This is a genomic window from Pedobacter sp. Hv1, assembly GCF_001412215.1.
Lineage (GTDB): Bacteria > Bacteroidota > Bacteroidia > Sphingobacteriales > Sphingobacteriaceae > Pedobacter.
Window position 1 is genome coordinate 86288 of sequence record NZ_LLWP01000008.1, and the last position, 19442, is coordinate 105729.

14 protein-coding genes are annotated in these 19442 nt (G+C 37.3%); 6 read left to right on the forward strand and 8 right to left on the reverse strand.

The window, feature by feature from the left end:
- Nucleotides 1–56: 56 nt before the first annotated feature.
- Nucleotides 57–1904, reverse strand: coding sequence for a DNA mismatch repair endonuclease MutL (mutL, locus tag AQF98_RS14690; protein ID WP_055132717.1), 1848 nt, complete (start codon nucleotides 1902–1904; stop codon nucleotides 57–59).
- Nucleotides 1905–2090: 186 nt separating this feature from the next.
- Here mutL and AQF98_RS14695 point away from each other — a divergent pair, with 186 nt between their 5' ends.
- Nucleotides 2091–3749, forward strand: a complete 1659-nt coding sequence (locus tag AQF98_RS14695; RefSeq protein ID WP_055132718.1) for an amidohydrolase — start codon at nucleotides 2091–2093, stop codon at nucleotides 3747–3749.
- Nucleotides 3750–3759: 10 nt separating this feature from the next.
- Complete coding sequence (locus AQF98_RS14700) at nucleotides 3760–5607, forward strand: serine hydrolase (protein WP_235524235.1); 1848 nt, start codon at nucleotides 3760–3762, stop codon at nucleotides 5605–5607.
- Between the two features lie 119 nt (nucleotides 5608–5726).
- On the opposite strand, the gene AQF98_RS22170 is transcribed toward AQF98_RS14700, so the two are convergent.
- Nucleotides 5727–5897, reverse strand: a complete 171-nt coding sequence (locus tag AQF98_RS22170; protein WP_161805874.1) for a hypothetical protein — start codon at nucleotides 5895–5897, stop codon at nucleotides 5727–5729.
- A 291-nt stretch (nucleotides 5898–6188) separates the two neighbouring features.
- On the opposite strand from AQF98_RS22170, the gene AQF98_RS14710 reads away from it, so the two are divergent.
- Nucleotides 6189–6410, forward strand: coding sequence for a zinc ribbon domain-containing protein YjdM (locus tag AQF98_RS14710; protein WP_055132720.1), 222 nt, complete (start codon nucleotides 6189–6191; stop codon nucleotides 6408–6410).
- 41 nt (nucleotides 6411–6451) lie between these two features.
- Here the strand turns inward: AQF98_RS14710 and AQF98_RS14715 are convergent, their stop codons facing one another.
- Nucleotides 6452–7282 (reverse strand): hypothetical protein, encoded by an 831-nt coding sequence (locus tag AQF98_RS14715; protein WP_055132721.1) that lies wholly within the window; start codon nucleotides 7280–7282, stop codon nucleotides 6452–6454.
- Nucleotides 7283–7372: 90 nt separating this feature from the next.
- Complete coding sequence (locus tag AQF98_RS14720; RefSeq protein ID WP_055132722.1) at nucleotides 7373–8335, reverse strand: isopenicillin N synthase family oxygenase; 963 nt, start codon at nucleotides 8333–8335, stop codon at nucleotides 7373–7375.
- 216 nt (nucleotides 8336–8551) lie between these two features.
- Between AQF98_RS14720 and msrA the strand changes: the two genes are divergently transcribed.
- Nucleotides 8552–9151 carry a peptide-methionine (S)-S-oxide reductase MsrA gene (gene msrA, locus AQF98_RS14725; RefSeq protein WP_055132723.1) on the forward strand — a complete coding sequence of 200 codons (600 nt, stop codon included), beginning with the start codon at nucleotides 8552–8554 and terminating at the stop codon, nucleotides 9149–9151.
- Nucleotides 9152–9224: 73 nt separating this feature from the next.
- On the opposite strand, the gene AQF98_RS14730 is transcribed toward msrA, so the two are convergent.
- From AQF98_RS14730 to AQF98_RS14745, 4 genes are all read right to left on the reverse strand, one after another.
- Entirely contained in the window at nucleotides 9225–10190 is a 966-nt protein-coding gene (locus AQF98_RS14730; RefSeq protein ID WP_082435086.1) for an acetyl-CoA carboxylase carboxyltransferase subunit alpha, read from the reverse strand.
- A 179-nt stretch (nucleotides 10191–10369) separates the two neighbouring features.
- Nucleotides 10370–11956: a S10 family peptidase gene (locus AQF98_RS14735; protein ID WP_055132724.1), complete on the reverse strand. Its 1587-nt coding sequence runs from the start codon at nucleotides 11954–11956 to the stop codon at nucleotides 10370–10372.
- Between the two features lie 128 nt (nucleotides 11957–12084).
- Entirely contained in the window at nucleotides 12085–13353 is a 1269-nt protein-coding gene (locus tag AQF98_RS14740) for an ectonucleotide pyrophosphatase/phosphodiesterase (RefSeq protein WP_055132725.1), read from the reverse strand.
- 8 nt (nucleotides 13354–13361) lie between these two features.
- Nucleotides 13362–15269 carry an alpha-amylase family glycosyl hydrolase gene (locus tag AQF98_RS14745; RefSeq protein ID WP_055132726.1) on the reverse strand — a complete coding sequence of 636 codons (1908 nt, stop codon included), beginning with the start codon at nucleotides 15267–15269 and terminating at the stop codon, nucleotides 13362–13364.
- Nucleotides 15270–15506: 237 nt separating this feature from the next.
- Between AQF98_RS14745 and AQF98_RS14750 the strand changes: the two genes are divergently transcribed.
- Nucleotides 15507–16658, forward strand: coding sequence for an acyl-CoA desaturase (locus tag AQF98_RS14750; protein WP_082435087.1), 1152 nt, complete (start codon nucleotides 15507–15509; stop codon nucleotides 16656–16658).
- Nucleotides 16659–16734: 76 nt separating this feature from the next.
- Nucleotides 16735–19437 carry a PAS domain-containing protein gene (locus tag AQF98_RS14755; protein ID WP_055132727.1) on the forward strand — a complete coding sequence of 901 codons (2703 nt, stop codon included), beginning with the start codon at nucleotides 16735–16737 and terminating at the stop codon, nucleotides 19435–19437.
- Nucleotides 19438–19442: the final 5 nt, after the last annotated feature.

Here is a 19442-nt window from a genome sequence, read left to right on the forward strand (position 1 = left end):
CTATTTGTCTATCTACTATTACAATATCTTATATTTCTTTATTCATCCCTTCTACATTATTTATCAAATTTTTGCGCTATTTCTGTTAAAGTTATCGTTTGTATTACTGGTTTACCACTAATGCTAAAGTTAGGGGTTTTACAGGCAAATAGTTCTTCAATTAAGGTATTCATTTCTTGTTGACCTAAAGCTGTTCCGGCTTTTATGGCACTATTTCTGGCCATGCTTCTGGCCAAAGAGTCGCGTTTATCTAATTTCAACTCTTGTTGCGAGTTTTTAAAACCTTCTATTAAATGCTCAAACAACTGGGTTTCGTTAACATTTGTACTTCCCAAATCAACCGGAATTCCTTCAATTACCAAAGTGTTTTTACCAAACTCCCTCACTTCAAATCCTAAGCTTTTGATATCTTCCAACAAACTCTTGGCTAATTCGTAATCATTTGGACTTAAAGTTACCGTTTGCGGGAAAAGACTCTGTTGCGATGCTCCTTTCCGATCTTCTAAGTGTAATAAAAATCTTTCGTACAAAATTCGCTCATGTGCTGCTTGTTGGTCAATCACCATCATCCCCGACTTGATCTGGGAAACAATATAACGATGGTGCAGCTGCATAAATTGTTTCTGTACGGGTTCAAATTCGTCATCTTTTTGAGTACCACCCAAATCTATCGTAGCTTGCTCTGGCAATTGATGATTGGTAATCTCATATAAAGAACCCCAGTTTTTACTTGGCGCCAAGTGTTGGTTTTGACTTCTTGGAGCTGCACTTTCCCTTGCAGGAGATTTTGTAGAGGTAAAAGGGTTAAAATCTGGATTAAAGGCAATGCTCGGTGGCACAATATCTTCTGGTGCTTTATGACTGATCATATTGCTAAATCCAGTTTCTTGGTCGAAATCTATTGTTGGGCTGATATTGAACCTACCTAATGATCTTTTTACCGCCGAATGGATAATGGCATAAATCGATTTTTCATCCAAGTATTTGATTTCTGTTTTTGTTGGGTGAACATTGACATCAATTTTTGCAGGATCAATATCGATAAACAACACATATAGCGGAAAGTTATCATCTGGCAACAACTCTTGATATGCTTTATTTACGGCATGATTGAGGTAAGCATCTTTAATGAAACGATCGTTGACAAAGAAAAACTGCTCGCCCCTGGTTTTTTTGGCAAACTCTGGCTTGCCAATAAATCCTTTTAAATTGATGATTGTTGTTTCTTCTTCAACTGGAATGAGGCGTTCATTGTAATTGTTACCAAACAAATGTACAATGCGCTGTTTCATGGCTGATGCCGGTAAACGATATACCTCAACCCCATCGTGGTGTAGGCTAAAAGCGATATGCGGTTTGGCCAAAGCTACTCTTTGAAACTCGTCGATAATGTGACGCATTTCTGCCGGATTACTCTTTAAAAAATTACGACGGGCTGGGGTATTGTAAAAAAGGTTTTTAATACTGATACTAGTACCATCGGCAGTACCCACAGGTTCTTGTTTGATAAAAGAGGCCCCTTCAATCTGGATCAATGTACCTACTTCATCTTCATGACGCTTGGTTTTCATCTCTACCTGCGCAATTGCGGCAATGGATGCCATCGCCTCGCCCCTAAAACCCATGGTCCGAATGGCAAATAAATCTTCCGCTTTGCGAACTTTGGAAGTAGCATGGCGCTCAAAGCACATTCTTGCATCGGTGATGGTCATGCCACAACCATTATCGATCACCTGAATGAGGGCTTTACCTGCATCTTTAACAATGAGCTGTATTTTATCTGCTCCTGCATCTATGGCATTTTCTAGTAATTCTTTTACCGCTGATGCAGGTCTTTGCACCACCTCTCCTGCTGCAATTTGATTGGCAACACTATCGGGTAAAAGTTGTATAATATCAGACATTTATATTCTTTGTAAGGTTGCTAATTTAGCGAAAATAAGCCTTATCCCTATGGCAGATTTCACATTGTTGATACTAAATGACTTAGCATTGAACTTTTATTAACTTAGAAGAAAAAATAAACAACCGATTGTTGATTTGTTTACCTGTTAATTGAAAACTGTGAACTGATTTTATATCTTTAAAGGATGAAACAAATAATCTCATTGTGTGCCTTGTTGATCATCTTATGTAGTTGTAATCAACCAAAAGCAGATCTGATCATCTATAATGCAAAAATTTATACTGTTAACGATAAATTTGATATTGCCGAGGCAATTGCGGTTAAAGATGGAAAGATTTTAGCAGTTGGAAAGACAGCTGATATTCGAAACCAATATAGTGCCAAAGAAGAATTAGATGCCAATGGAAAAGCAATCTACCCTGGTTTTATTGATGCACATGCCCACTTTTTTGGCTATGGAGAAAGTTTGCAGAGTGCTGATTTAAGAGGCACCAGCAGTTGGGATGAGGTGATTGCACGGGTTACCGAATTTGCAAAAACACATCCAGATGGTTGGTTAACTGGTCGTGGTTGGGACCAAAATGATTGGGCCGACAAACAGTTCCCGAACAAGGATCAATTAGATCGACTGTTTCCAAATAGACCTGTATTGTTAGAAAGAATTGATGGACATGCTTCGATTGCTAACCAAAGTGCATTAAATGAGGCAGGAATTACCAAATCTTTTACCTTAACTGGTGGAGATATTGTAGACAAGGATGGCAAACTAACAGGGTTATTAATTGACAATGCGGTAGAATTGGTAGCCAATAAAGTTCCACCTCCTGATGCAGCAAAAGCGAAAAAAATCCTTTTAGATGCACAAAAAAATTGTTTTGAAGTTGGTTTAACTACCATTGACGATTGTGGTTTAGATTACGATGCGGTAGAATTTATCGAAAAATTACATCAAGATAAGAGCTTAAAAATGCGTTTATATGTAATGCTTTCTGATGCTGAAAAAAACTACGATTATCTATTTAAAAGAGGAGCGATCAAAACTGAAAGACTGAATGTGAGAGCCTTTAAAGTTTATAGCGATGGTGCTTTAGGCTCTAGAGGTGCTTGTTTGCTGCATCCTTATAGTGATATGCCTAGTAAAAAAGGTTTCTTATTGAGTGATATTAAACATTTTGAAGAAGTAGCCAAGAAAATAAACTCGCATAATTTTCAGATGTGTACCCATGCCATTGGCGACTCGGCCAATCGCAGTATCTTAAAAATATATAATGAAGTATTGGGAGGTAAAAATGACAAACGCTGGCGCATTGAACATGCGCAAGTTGTAGCACCAGAAGACTTTAACTTATTTGGCAAAGCGAGCGTTGTTCCTTCAGTGCAACCCACACATGCCACTTCAGATATGTACTGGGCCAAAGACCGTTTGGGTAATGAAAGGGTAAAAGGTGCTTATGCCTACAAACAATTGTTGGCCCAAAATGGTTGGATACCATTGGGAACAGATTTCCCAGTAGAACAGATTAACCCGATGCTTACGTTTTATGCGGCTACCATTAGAAAAGATGCCCAAGATTTTCCTAAAGGAGGATTTCAGATGGAAAATGCATTGACCCCAGAAGAAGCGCTACGTGGAATGACCATTTGGGCAGCCAAAGCAAATTTTGAGGAAAAAGAAAAAGGGAGTTTGGAAGTTGGAAAGTTTGCTGATTTTGTGATGCTAGAAAACGACATTATGAAAGCAAGTGGACAACAAATATTGAACAATAAAGTGTTAAGAACATACCTCAATGGAGAAAAAGTATATGAAACGATCGTGGCCAAGCCAAATACAAGTAAAAAATAAAAATAGGGGCATGATAGCTTCATCTGTGATGAAAACCAACACCAAAAAAAACAGTTTAATTGGCACAATTGCTACTTGTTTAACCTTAATTTTTACCTTAAGTGCCTGCGCACAAGACCATAAAAAAAACGAGAGCAGATTAAAAACAATTAATGCCATAGCGAGTAGCAGTGTTTTACTGAACAACCAACAAAGCTTTATTCCAGTTACCAAACTTGCCGATAAAAAATTCGTTTCTATCAATTTAGGTTTTACCTATCAAACTTCCTTTGATAGCTTATTGAATAAATATGCCGATATTAAATTATTGAGTGCCGATAAGTATAGAGACTCTGCTACACTTAACGATTTAGACGATGACCTTAAATATTTCAGTACTGTAGTCATTGCCATTTCTGATCAAATGGCTAGTAATGGAAAATACCTCAATTTTATTAACAGTGTGGCCAAACACAAAGAAGTAGTATTGGCTGTTTTTGGAGAAGGAAAGAGTTTAGCTGCTTTTGACAATTTAAGTGCCCCAATTGTATGGAGCCCACAATTAAACAATGAGGCGGCAATGGTGGTACCCCAAATTATTTTTGGTGGTATTGCAGCCCAACAAACCTTAACCAAAGGCTACTCTGGAAAATATACCATGGGTTCTGGCTACAAAACAACAGTAACACGTTTAAAATATACGGTTCCGGAAGATGCGGGCGTAAATACTGAAGAATTAAATGCAGTTGATCAAATTGCAGCAGAAGCCATTGCTGGAAAAGCAGCGCCAGGCATTGTGGTTTTAGTTGCTAAAGATGGCAAGGTGATCTACAACAAGGCATTTGGTTACCATACGTATGACAATGCAATACCTGATCGGGTAACTGATATTTTTGACATGGCCTCTGTAACTAAAATTACAGCAACTACACCAAGTGTAATGCGCTTAGTTGAAGAGAACAAATTGAAATTAGACACAAACATTGGCTTTTACATCCCAAGGGCCCGCAACACCCCAATGAATGCCATTCCGGTTCGCGAGGTAATGTTGCACCAAGCCGGATTTATCCCTTACATCCCCTTCCATAACTATGTGAAAGAAGGCGATTACAGTAGAGATTCTTCAGCACTTTTTCCAACAAAAGTTGCAGATCGCTATTATGTTAAGAAAGGATTTTTCAGCGATTTTATGTGGCCTAAGATGTTAAATTCGCCTATTAAAACCCGTGGCAGCTATGTTTATAGCGACATCAGTATGTATGTAATGCAAGACATTGTAGAACAAATTACAGCAAAGCCACTTGATCAGTATGTACTAGACAACTTCTATACCCCATTGGGCATGCATACTGCTGGTTATTTGCCACGGAACCGCTTCGACAAAGATCGAATTGTGCCTACAGAAGATGACAAAATTTTCAGGAAGACCTTGTTAGAGGGTTATGTTCATGATCAGGGTGCAGCACTAAAAGGAGGTGTTGCAGGGCATGCAGGTTTATTTGCCAATGCCAACGATTTGGCCATTTATTACCAATTGATGCTGAACAAAGGCACTTATGGTGGCGAACAATACTTTAAACCGCAAACTGTAGAAACTTTTACCAGCAAACAATCTAATGTAAGCAGAAGAGGCTTGGGTTTTGACCGTTGGGATCCAGATGCTTCGAAAAAATATCCATCAGAATTGGCTTCTTCTCAAACTTTTGGGCATACTGGTTATACTGGCATTGGGGTTTGGGTAGATCCAAGCAGAGGTTTGGTTTATATCTTCTTGTCAAACCGTGTTCACCCAACTGTGAGTGAGCAATTGGGTAAGCTCAATATCAGACCACGCATACAAGACGCCATTATCAAAGCGGTAGATAAAGGAAATAAGTAGGTTAGCTAGGTATTTAGTCGAGATTGCAAATCCAGACTAACTTTACAAATCCCAACTAACATTAATAAGTAGGTTATTTACTAGTGCCAATAGAAAGTATTGGCACTAGAGAAAACTTGTTATAAACAAGGAGTTTCATAAACTGTTCCTGGACACTCGAAATGTGCTGTCGCCGGACCTGGTACACTACAAGCTGGAGACTCGGAATTTCCCCTTGGACAACATTTATAACATTTTTCTCTTTCATCAACTGGTTCTTCTTCTCCAGTTCCGCCTAGTACTTTTTTCATTTCAGCTTTGCTCAATAAATTTAATTTCTTCATGGTTTAAGGGTTTTGATTGTGATAACTATGGTACAACTTTGTTTGTACTACTAGCAATTTAGTTGATTAAACTCAACAAAACAAATCTGCGAATCAACTTGAGCAATAGAAGTGCTACATTAGCATCACAAGTGCATCAATCTTCATATCCACCTAGTGATTTACTTATTTTTATTAATCTTGAAACAATTGCCACAACCTACGACCTTAAAATAGATTAAAATTATTTTAGTTATTTTTGCAGAAACAAAACAATTTATGGAAGACGAATTAATTGTAAAAGACAGTAACGGAAATATATTAAAGGATGGCGATTCGGTAATCTTGATTAAGAGTTTACCTGTAAAGGGAACTTCAGTTACCTTAAAAAAAGGAATGGTGATCAAGAACATCAAATTAACTGATGATGATGGCGAGGTTGATTGCAAAGCCGATAAAATGCGGGTTGTACTCAAAACCATGTTCCTTAAAAAAGCTTAAATTAAAAAGGGTTCGACAATTGTTGAACCCTTTTTAATTACTTACACCAACAACTTGTAAATTATAGTTTCGAGGAGCTGGGTATCTCTATCTTCGCAAAGCAAAAATTCTATTTTATCTTCATGTTGTTTAAAAAAGGAAATCCCTTCAAATTTTTGATCATCGGAAATCTTCTTGGTATAGTTTAAGCTTAACGTTTTACGGTCTATGCTCCCGATATAACTCCCTTGTATTTCTCCATCATCAAAAGTTGAGGTCGTATCTTCTGCAGCTGCAATAAAGTAGATTTGATCTTTGTATAAAATCGCATCGGTAAATGAAGCAATTACATGATTCGTTTTTTGTAATACAATCGCAAAAAATTCAATCTTATTCTCCGCTGTTAGGTTATTCCCAGCTATTTTGACGATCCCATTTTTTGCTGTATTTCCATTTCCACGGTTAAACAAAAACCATTCGTTTCCGGTAAAAATAGCACCTTCAATATTCAGGTTGGCATCATCAATTGAAGCAACTTCTTTTATTCTTCGATAAAGCTTAGACAGATCGTGCCGAATAATTTCTTTTGTTTTAAGCCGATATTCGACTATCAGATTTCGATTGGCCGCAGAACCAGAACTCAATATATAAAGTACATTGTTGTAATTGCAAAGCACTTCAAAATCTGGCTTATCCTTTTTGGGGATATTTTCTAGCTGAGATTGTTTTGGTAAAATCTGGATCCTATTTAGCTTTTCACTGGCAATATGGTATTCATATAAATAACCACTATTGTCGCCAATGATATAGAGCAAATTTTGATAAAGAAATAAGCCTGAGGCCGAACCTACTCCTTTAATTTTCGCAAAAACTTCCAGCTCGTTTTTATACATGGACCTGATTTAAAAAAAGCGCTAAAATGAATTAGCGCTTTATATTTTATGGTTAAAAAAATGCAGTTTCTGCTTTACACTTAGAATAAATTATTTCTTTAAGCCAATCTCTCTCAAACGTTCGTCTAAATATTCACCAGCGGTCATATCGCTGTATACTTTTGGATGTTCAGCATCAATGGTAGAGGCTAAACTTGTTAAATCCATATCTGAACGTGGGTGTAAGAAAAACGGCACTGAAAAACGAGATGTTTTCATTAATTCGCGTGGCGGATTAACTACTCTATGGGTAGTAGATTTTAACTTATTATTGGTTAAACGTTGCAACATGTCGCCAACATTCACTACAATATCAGTATGGTGCGCCTTAATTGGCAACCATTCGTTACTTCTTGTCAAAACTTCTAAACCATCGGCACTTGCACCAATTAATAAGGTAATCAAATTGATATCTTCATGGGCACCTGCACGTACAGCATCATCAGGTAATGCATCTGGGTTTTCAATCGGAAAATAATGGATTCCTCTTAAAATTGAATTTCCATTGTGTACATGTTGATCGAAATAATCAATAGGCAAACTCAAGTAAGTGGCTATGGCACGTAATAAGTGCTTTCCGTTTTCTTCCAGTTTCTGATAAATTTCTCTGGTTACCGGATTAAATTCAGCAATTTCTTCCAGCACTTCGTTATCTGGATATTCCTTTTTAATTGGATCACCATCACTAACTTCTTGGCCAATTTGCCAAAATTCTTTCAAATCAGCAGTTTTAGCACCTTTAGCAGTTTCTTTACCTGCGCTAGTATAACCACGTTGACCAGCTAACTCTGGTTTTTCGTATTTACGTTTTGTTTCTACTGGTAAGCTAAAAACAGCTTTAATATTTGCATATAGTTTATCAATCAATTCTTGACTTACGCCATGATTGGTAATGGTTACAAAACCAGAATCATTAAACGCTCTTCCTAATTCGTCAGAAAAATTTTTACGTTGTTCTTCATTACCATTGATGTATGTACCAAGATCAAGGCAAGGGATATACGGTGTAGACATATAATTTTATTTTAATGAATATTTAAATTTATAAAAGATATGTTAATAAACCTCAACAGCTCCAGTTTTTGTTAGCTAACAAATTACAGAACAATTTGTTAAGTTATTAACAAATTAAGGATATGTATTGAGATTGTCAAGATGATATCCCTTTTTTATATTCAAAAACTTTAATAACTTGTTTTGCGTATACTTACTAACGTAAAATATGCCAAAATGAAAAAACTAGCTATCATTATCTTAATCATCCTATCTATGCAAGAAGCTGATGCTCAAAAACAAAAATTACAGAAAGCCACATTTGGAATGGGGTGTTTCTGGTGTACTGAAGCACTTTTTCAACGTTTAAATGGCGTTACAAGTGTTAAATCCGGATATGAAGGTGGAGACGTGCCCAATCCAACCTATGAAGAAGTTTGTACCGGAACTACTAACCATGCTGAGGTAATTGAAGTTACTTACGACCCAGCAAAAATAAGCTACGACGAGCTTTTGGAAGTTTTTTGGAAAAGCCACGATCCTACCACCTTAAATAGACAAGGTGCCGATGTGGGCACCCAATACCGTTCGGTTGTGTTTTACCACTCTGATGAACAAAAGGCAACGGCTACTAAATACAAAGAGGAGCTGAACAAGGCCAATGCTTTTGGTAAACCTGTAGTAACAGAAATTAGCAAGGCACAACCTTTTTATGTTGCAGAAAACTATCACCAAGATTACTTTATTAAAAACGGTGAATTGCCTTATTGCCGTTTGGTCATTTTGCCTAAGATGGAAAAACTGGAAAAGTTATTTAAGGCGAAATTAAAACACTAGTTTTTTAATTTCTTGATCCAAATAAAAAGCCCCAAGATTTTGTCTTGGGGCTTTTTTAATATCAAAATATATTTTAAGCTTCGTTAACGACACCCATTGAACAGAATTTATCTATTCTGGTGGCAATTAATTTATCAGTATTTACTTTCTTTAATTCTTTTAAATCTTTTAAGATCTGTTTTTTAAGGGTTTCGCCCATTAACTCAGGATTTTGATGTGCCCCACCAAGTGGTTCCCTTACAATTCCATCTATCAATTTATTCTTGAACATGTCTTCAGAAGTCAACTTTAAACATTCTGCAGCTTTTTCTTTAAAATCCCAACTTCTCCATAAAATAGATGAACAAGATTCTGGAGAAATTACTGAATACCAAGTATGCTCTAACATGTACACATGATCGCCAATACCAATACCCAATGCTCCACCAGATGCACCCTCTCCTACTACAAAGCATAAAATTGGCACTCTTAATACAGACATTTCTAACAAGTTACGTGCAATAGCCTCTCCTTGTCCACGTTCTTCTGCTTCCAAACCAGGATAAGCACCCATGGTATCGATAAAAGAAATTACAGGTTTGTTAAATTTCTCTGCCAAACGCATTAGCCTTAATGCTTTTCTATAACCCTCAGGATTGGCCATACCAAAATTACGGTATTGACGTTCCTTTGTATTTTTTCCTTTTTGGTGACCAATGATCATTACGGTTTGACCATCAATTGTAGCAAAACCTCCAATGATCGCCTTGTCATCCTTTACCGTTCTATCGCCATGTAATTCGATGAAATCATCGCAGATCATGCTGATATAATCTAAGGTTTGAGGTCTTTCGGCATGTCGAGACATTTGTACTTTTTGCCAGCCTGTTAAGTTGTTATAAAGGCTTTTACTGGTTGTAGCTACCTTTTCGTCAAGTTCTGCTAGCGTTGCAGACATGTCTACTTTAGTTTTATCAGCAACTTGCTTTACCTTTTCAATTTGCTGCATTAAATCAGCTAAAGGCTTTTCGAAATCGAAGGATGTTTTGATCTGTTCCATAAGCGGGTTACAAAAATAGGGAATTATCCCGAAACATAATGCAATAAAAATTCACTCTACTTTTTAGCGCTGCTTTTATCCATTCAAAAAGTTCAAAGACCATTTGAATCAACAAAAATTAAAGGATACAAAAATGGTTCGTAATCAATACGAACCATTTTAATTGTTATTCAGTTTTATTAAAACTTAGCAGGTACACCAGGTTTTGGTAATGCTTTTTCAATAAAATCTCTGATATGCTCGTTACCCATTTTCAAGTCTGGTTTACGCAGGTACATCATGTGTCCGCTCTCGTAACCTTCCCAGCTCATTCTATCTTTTAATTTACCACTTGGGTCCATTTGCCACATATTGTATTTGGCATTGAAATAATCGCAGGCCCCATCATAATATCCAGACTGAACCAAAACATGCAAATAAGGATTTTGAGCCATTGCTGCACGTAGGTTTTCGCCAGTACGGTCGCCAGTGTTATCCCAAGGATTTACTGGGCCAAACATATTGTATTTTAAATCTGTTTTGTAGTTCAATTCATTACGCAAATACATGTTAATTGCAGGTGTAAATGAGTGCAACCAAGAAGTCAACTCTGCGTTATAATCTGGTCCGTTACCCGCATCAGAGCGATCAATACCTTTGTATCTTGAATCTAATCTTCCTACAGTAAATCCTTTATCGCGTAAAAGCTCTTTCCAAAATAGGTTGGTAGATACATCTAAATTGTTCTGCATAATTACTTTCTGCGAGATACCCGAAAATCTGGCCATTTTTGCAGCAATCTTTTGCTTTTCTGCCATTGGTAAAAATCCACCTTTGGTAATTGCAGGGATCAATTCATTTACCGTAAAGTTTTCTACTTCTGGCAACATATCTGTTAATTTCTTGCCCTGTAAATCGGCTGGCAACATTTTATGGTACCAAGCTGTAGCCGCAAAATAAGGTAAACGTAAAGCAGCATCTAAAACTGTTCCTCTTTCCATACCTAGTTCTGTTGGCGAAACTAGAATTACTCCATTTAGGTACATCCATTGGTTGCTTTGCAATTCGAGTGCTAAACCAGAAACACGAGTGGTACCATAACTTTCGCCAATTAAAAACTTAGGCGATGCCCAACGGTTGTTACGGGTTACAAAAGTATTTAACCACTCTGCCAAATAACGGATATCTGCTCTTACGCCAAAAAATTTATTAGTTGGCACATCTTTACTTGTAGCACGAGAATAACCTGTGTTTACAGGATCGATGTACACAATATCAGCAATATCTAAAATAGAACTGCCATTGTCTTTATAGCCATAAGGTTGGATTGGATAACCTTCGTCGTCAATATTTAATACTACTGGACCAGTATAGGCAATGTGCATCCAAACAGAAGCAGAACCTGGGCCACCATTGAATGAAATTACCAATGGTCTTTTATCTTTATTTTGTACATCAGTACGCTCATAGTAGGTATAGAACAAACCCGCAATTGGCTTGCCTTCTTCGTCCCAAACAGGAAGGGTACCTGTAGTAGCTTTATAAGGCACTTCTTTGCCTCTAATGGTTACCGTATGATTGGTAATTACTGTACTTTCTGGATTAATTGTTCTTGATGAAGTACTTGCAACACGAGGAGCAGCTTCTTCTTTTACGGCAGCTACAGGGGCAGTAGTACCTGGATTAGTTGGTCGTTGACCATTGGGGTTTTGACCTTGAGTTCGTTGTGCTTGGGCAAAACTAACAAAGCTCAATGCAATAAGAGTTGAGGTAAAAATTTTCTTCATTTGATTTGGGTTTGGTTATAGCCATAAATATCAAAAATAGAAAACCATATTTAGCAAAAACACGAAATTGTTACTTCCAAATTCGAGCTTTAATCTGTTTAAACCGATAAATAAAGCGTTGCTTTTTATTAAGGATTGGTTAAAATAGGAGCTAACACTTTTATTTTACCATCTACTTTATTGCTAAAGGTTAAGCCTAAAATTTTAGCAATTAACGGATAAATATTTACATTTTCAAAAGCAGGAATTTTCAGTCCACTTTTAAAATTTGGTCCCCAAGCATAAAAAATGGCCTGCATATCTCTAATTGCTGGGTCAAAACCATGTTGACCGGGGTCTGGCTTAATGCCATTGATGTTAAAGGCGTTTGGCAATTTTGGCACCAGTATAATATCGCCCACCCTGTTGTATAGGTCATTCTTTTTATTGTAATGCCAAACCTTTGGAATCTGTTTACTTAAATAAACATCGTAAGTAGTGGCCTCAGCTTTTAGGGCCTTATAGGTTGGCTTGATATCTTTTTGCTGGTTGGCATATAAATGAAGTAATACATTACCAGGTGGAACCTTAAATTTGTTCATATCTATTGCTTTGGGCAATGGGATGGTATTTTCTCTATCAATTGTGGTCATTCCATGATCGGATACTACAATAAAATTAACAGCAAGGCCCGTGGCTTTTGCAGCTTCCACAACTTTGCCAATGGCATCATCTACAATTTGTACCGCAGCCCGGGCTTCTTCAGAATCTGCTGTATGTTTGTGTGCCGCCTGATCTACCTGTGGGAAGTATAATGCAATAAAATGAGGTCTTTTTTCTGCCGGCAATTGCAACCAGTCTTTAACAATAGCCACCCTCCTATCAATTGGAATAACCTCGTTATAGTTATATAAATAGGTTGGCCTTATTCCATTCATAGAAATTTCTGAGCCCGGCCAATAAAAGATCGCACTTAGCATTTTTTGTTCTTCTGCTAAAATCCAAAGCGGTTTGCCACCATACCAAGAACTATCAACAGCCATCTTTTTATCAGATTTCCTATAAACTACATCTCTGGCTTTATCGTAAAAAATATTATCTACCACACCATGATGTGCAGGATATAAACCTGTAGCAATGGTATAATGATTTGGAAATGTTAACGATGGATAAGCAGGCTTTAGATAATCGGCCTGCACCCCACTTTCTCTTAACTTGATCAGGTTCTTGGCTTGATATTTATCTGCCAGATCCCATCTAAAAGCATCGATAGAAATTAAAATTACATAGGGTTTCTTTTGTTGTTCAGGGCTGTTTGTCCGATCAGCAATTACTTTTTGAACAGTATCTTGTGCCCTGATGGTTAAAGCCAAAGAGACCCATAAAAAAACAAGTAAAGAAAACTTCTTAAATAACATACTCAACATTAATTTAGGTTCTGTCTACTGTAGATACGGTACTCGCCTGGAGCCAACACAGCACTATAGTTTGCAGTTGCTAAATTAATATTTGTTCCGTTCATTGCATCAATCCAATTGCCATTATTACCAAAATCTACATTGGCTGTTTGGGCAGTTACATCAAAATTACCTACAACCATTACTGTGTTTGAACCGCTAATCAATTTGATATATTTAATTCCACCAGTTAAATTATAGCTTGTATTTGCAGTAGTAAAAATGGCATTGTTCTTTTTCAATTTGATAAATTTAGCATAGGCTGTATACAGGGCTTTACGTCTAGCATCATCAAAATAATCCCATCTGATAGGTTTTTCGCCCAAACGACCATTAAAATCGATGCTATAATCATAGCCGAGCTCGCCAAATTGCCAAATCATTTTAGGCCCTGGTACCGCAAATAAAAATGCTGCTGCCAGTTCTTCTCTTTTCAAAGCAGTGGTTAAATCTTTAACCGAATACCCCGGCACTACATTTCCATAAGTTATATTTTTAAAATTCAAGCGTTCCTCATCATGGCTTTCCATGTACGACACTAAATTTTCTGATTTAGCAAAACCATGTTTACTGGCAAATGCCCAAGAGAAGTCTGAAGCGCCTAGCCAGCCCATTGTGGCTTCATTCATATTGTAATTGATGTTTGCCCAAAGCATCATTCCCTCATCGGCCAATACCTTTTCTTCATTTGCTTCTGCAAAATGCTCAAGGATAACGTAAAAATTGTTAGCGTCTATGCTTTTGATATAATTGTTGTATTCTTTCCAAATGGATACCCTACTGGCATCGTAAGCAGCAAAACCCGCATCATCTGAAGATGTTTTCTGTGTAAATCCTTTTGAAAGATCGAACCGAAAACCATCTATTTTATATTGTTGCATCCAATATTTAACTACATTTTTCACATAGTATTTAGTTGCGGCACTTTCGTGGTTAAAATCGTAACCCACATTATAAGGGTGTTTGGCATCTACATTAAACCAAGGGCTATTTGCAGTTGGTTTATTGCCATCAAAATACAATTGCACCATAGGCGATTGACCAAATGCATGGTTCAGCACCATATCCATAATCACGGCAATGCCTTTTCCATGGCATTCGTCTATAAAGTTTTGCAAGGCGGCCTTTGTACCATAATATTTATCAGGTGCCATGGCATAAGAAATATTGTAGCCCCAACTAATGTTACCCTCAAACTCTGTAATAGGCATAAGTTCAATGGCATTGATACCTAAACTAACCAGGTAATCTAATTTTTGAAGGGTAGAGGCATAGGTATGTTCATTTGTAAAATCGCGGATCAGCAATTCGTAAATCACAAGGTTATTTTTGTCTGGTCTAACAAAGCTGTTGTTTTTCCATGCATAAACTGGCTTATTGGCCTGCATTACACTCACAATTCCTGTTGTTTTACCAGTGGGATAGGTTTTTAATCCAGGATAAACCGAAGCAGAGATGAAGCTATCGTTATTTGGATCCAACACCTTTTCGCAATATGGGTCGGCAACTTTCAAGCTCCCATCTACCATAAATTGGTAGGCGTATTCTGTATTTGGATCGAGACCATCAATTTGTACCCACCAAGTATTGTTATCTGGTGCCAATTTCAATTGATTGGCAGGTAGCGTTTGCCAATTGCTAAAATCGCCGATTACATAAACAGATGTTTTTGAAGGCGCATATAACGTTACAATTGCAGAAGTACCTCCATTGATAAAAACCACCCCATCTTTGGCCGCAGCAGGTAAAGGATACGATGTAGGTGTTGGTGTTGTAGGAATTGTGGGCGTAGGATTTGGCTCCGGGATCGTTCCCGATTTCTTACAAGCTAAATGGAACAAAGCCACAATGGCTAACAAATAAATTACCTTTTTCATGAGATTGATTGAATGGATAGCTAGATACCGAATTTTAAAAATACTAATTATAAGTTATTTAACTACTTAAAAAGTTGGCAAACTGCTAAAAACAAATCTAGGCATCCTTAACTCTGTTAATTTCGTAGGTATAATTTGTTATTATGAAATTAATATGACAATTGTATAGAATAACTCATTAATTAAACTACATTAGCGAAAATATTAAAACCAACCCTATACCGCTCTAATTAAAATATGACAAAGAAAGTCAAGTTTACAAACCTCAACAAATCTACCTTTTATGCAACTTTACGAAAACGTGTCGATGACCACTTTGAAGATCAAAACCTAAGCGTACATGCCAATGGTGCCATGTGGTTCAAGGCTATTTTCTTTTTAGGAACTTTTATCACCTTGTACTTTCTCATTTTATTAGGAGGCTTTGGTACAGGAATGATGTTAAGTATGGCCATTTTACTTGGTATTTTTGGCGCATTTGTGGGCTTTAACATTTGTCACGATGCCATACATAAAGCATTTTCCGACAAACCAATTGTCAATAAGTCTTTTAGTTTCTTGTTTAGTTTAATTGGTGCTAGTGCTTATGTTTGGAGTATTTGCCACAACATTGTACACCATACTTACACTAACATATCTGGTCATGATGAAGACATTGATGTAGCACCAGGCTTGATCCGTTTTTGCGAAAAGGAGCCAGTTAACAAAATACAGCGCTACCAACATTTTTATGCTTTTGCACTATATAGCTTGGCCATGCTTTCGTGGGTTTTTAGAAAAGACTACAAAAAATTCTTCCAAACCAAAATTGGATCTCAGGTAGCCAACCACCCTAAAATTGAATATTTCAACTTATTCTTTTTCAAATTTCTATATTATTTCCTATTCATCATTTTACCATTAATTGTAATTGATGTGCCTTGGTGGCAGTTTTTAATTGGCTTTTTAGCCATGCAATTTGCACAAGGTTTGGTATTGGGCCTTGTATTTCAATTGGCTCATGTGGTAGAGGGAACCAGTTTTCCCCACCCTAACGAAGATGGAAATATAGAGGAAGCTTGGGCGGCGCATCAAATGATGACTACAGCTAACTTTGCAGTAGACAGCAAATTAGCTGGCTTTTTATGTGGCGGCTTAAACAGACAAATTGAGCACCATTTGTTTCCAAAAATCTGTCATATCCATTATCCAGCTATTGGTAAAATTGTTAAACAGACCGCATTGGAGTTTGATCTACCTTACATAGAAAGTCGCACTTTTTTTAGCGCACTCGGCTCTCACTACCGCATGTTGCGGAAATTGGGTAAAGAGGCTTATATTGCTCAAGAAAAAGTTGCAGCTATCCCTTGTATGCTTACTGCTAAGATCAACATTAGCCAACCTTTATAAAAAAACTGAAATATCTTTTTTTTATCTGAACAAATGGATAAATTGTTTGTTTAAACAAACAACTTGTTAATGGTGTATGAATAGAGGTTTCTTAAGTAAGGGGGGCGAATGTGGCGCCTTAATTCGCTCTATTGATTGGGGCAAAAATCACTTAGGACCTGTTGCGCACTGGCCACAAAGTTTGTTAACCACGCTCAGCATTTTGTTGAACTCTAAATTCCCCATGTTTTTATATTGGGGCCCTGAATTGATTTGCTTCTATAACGATGCTTATCGGCCTAGCTTAGGCAACAATGGAAAACATCCATCTATTATGGGCATGCGGGCCGAAGAAGCTTGGGTTGAAATATGGCCAATTATTAAACCCTTAATAGACCAAGTTTTAGCTGGAGGCGAAGCCACATGGAGCGAAGACCAACTGATCCCCATTTTTAGAAATGGCCAAATAGAAGATGTTTATTGGACATTTAGCTATAGCCCAGCATATGACGAATCTGGCCAACCAGCCGGAGTATATGTAACCTGCACAGAAACTACCCAAAAGGTAAACACATTACTGGCCTTAAACGACAGTAATGATAAACTTGAATTTGCATTAAATGCAGCAGAATTGGGTACCTGGGACCTGAATCCATTGACCAATAAATTTACGGCAAACAACAGGTTAAAAAGATGGTTTGGGCTTCCGCCAGAGGCAGAAATGGACTTAAGTTTAGCCCTCAATTCTATTTTAGAAAAGGACAGGAAAAGAGTGAATGATGCCATTTTGAAGGCTTTAGACTTTTCTTCGGGCGGCAACTATACGGTTCAATACACCATAGTGAATGCCAAAAATGGTAAAGAAAGAGTAGTAAAGGCTAAAGGAAAAGCCTTGTATAATGACGATCATATTGCCTATCGCCTAAATGGCACCTTACAGGATATTACCGAAGAAATTGCTACTCAGCATGCCTTTAAAGAAAGTGAGGAGAATTTTCGCAAACTCATTTTGCAAGCTCCTGTTGGTATGATCATTTTAAAAGGCGAAGAGTTTTTTGTAGAACTGGTTAACGACGCTTACTTACAAATTGCAGGCAAAACCAGAAAGGACTTTGAAAACAAACCCCTGTGGGAAGCATTACCTGAATCCAAAACATTAGGATTCGATCATATCCTTAAAAAGGTAATGCAAACAGGCATTGCCCATAATGGGAATGAACAGCCTACAAACCTGATCAGAAACGGCAAAAAAGAAACGGTTTTTATCAACTATGTATATGAGCCTTTAAAAGATGCAGATGGCACTATTAACCGAATAATGGTAGTTTCTGTTGATGTAACCGAAATGCTCGAAAGCAAGCGCAAAATACAAGATGCAGAAGAACGGGCCAGATTGGCAACTGCTGCATCGGGCTTGGGCACTTTTGATCTTGATCTGCAAAAAGGACACATGAATACCTCTGAGCGCTTTAATGAAATCTTTGGTTTTAAAAAACAAGTGCCTCGATCTGAATATGTAAATGCAATTCATCCAGGTGATCACCTTGTACGTTTAAATGCACATCGAAGAGCCTTAGATATAGGTCAGATCTATTATGAAGCTAGGGTAATATGGAAAGATCAATCGCAGCACTGGATAAGGGTTGAAGGCAAGGTCTATTATGATGGAGATGGCAAAGCCTTGAGGATGTTGGGGACGGTAATGGACATTACCCAACAACGAAATGCAAAAGAAGAACTCATCCAAACCAACCAAAGGTTGGCCATTGCTTTAGAAGCCGGACGTTTAGGCTCTTACGAAATTGACTTAAATACCCATAAAATCAGTTTTTCTGAGCAATTTAATTTAAACTATGGCCTATTGCCTAATATTCAAATCAGTTACGATGAACTGTTTAATTTTATTGAACCTCCTTTTAAAAACGAGGTAATTGAAGGCATTAACAGTGCCATTGTAAATGGTACGGTATATGGTGCTGAGTATCCCATCCACTGGCCAGACAAGTCCATTCACTGGATCAAGGAATCTGGAAAGGCACAATATGATGAGCAAGGTAATCCAATTACTTTTATCAGCGTATCTTTTGATATCACTGAGACAAAACAATTGCAACAACAAAAAGACGATTTTATTGGAATTGCCAGTCACGAATTAAAAACACCAGTAACCAGCATTAAGGCTTATGCGCAAATGCTGGAAAAAATATTGCTTAAAAAAGGTGATGTAATGGAAGCAGGGCTGATGAAAAAAATGGATGCCCAGTTGAACCGTTTAACCAGTTTAATTGGCGATTTGTTGGATGTAACGAAGGTAAACGCTGGAAAACTACAATACAACCATACCCATTTCGACTTTAATGAAATGATCCATTTTGTAATTGAAGACCTACAACATACCACAGAGAGTCATCAAATTATGATGAATTTACAAGAAGTAGGTCAGGTTTTTGCAGATAAAGAAAGGGTGAGTCAAGTATTAACCAATTTGATTACCAATGCCATTAAGTATTCTCCAGATACCGAAAAAATCATTGTTCACACGAGTATTTCTGGAGAGAACGTTGAAGTTTGTGTAGAAGATTTTGGCATCGGCATTGCCGAAGATAAGCTGCATAAGGTATTTGAACAATTTTATAGGGTAAGTGGCAATATGCAACATACTTTTCCTGGCCTAGGATTAGGTCTTTATATCTCTTCGGAGATCATTAAACGTGAGGGCGGAAGAATTTGGGTAGATAGTACCGAAGGTAAAGGTTCTAAATTCTGTTTCTCTATTCCCGTTAATCGTCATCATTATTAACCTAA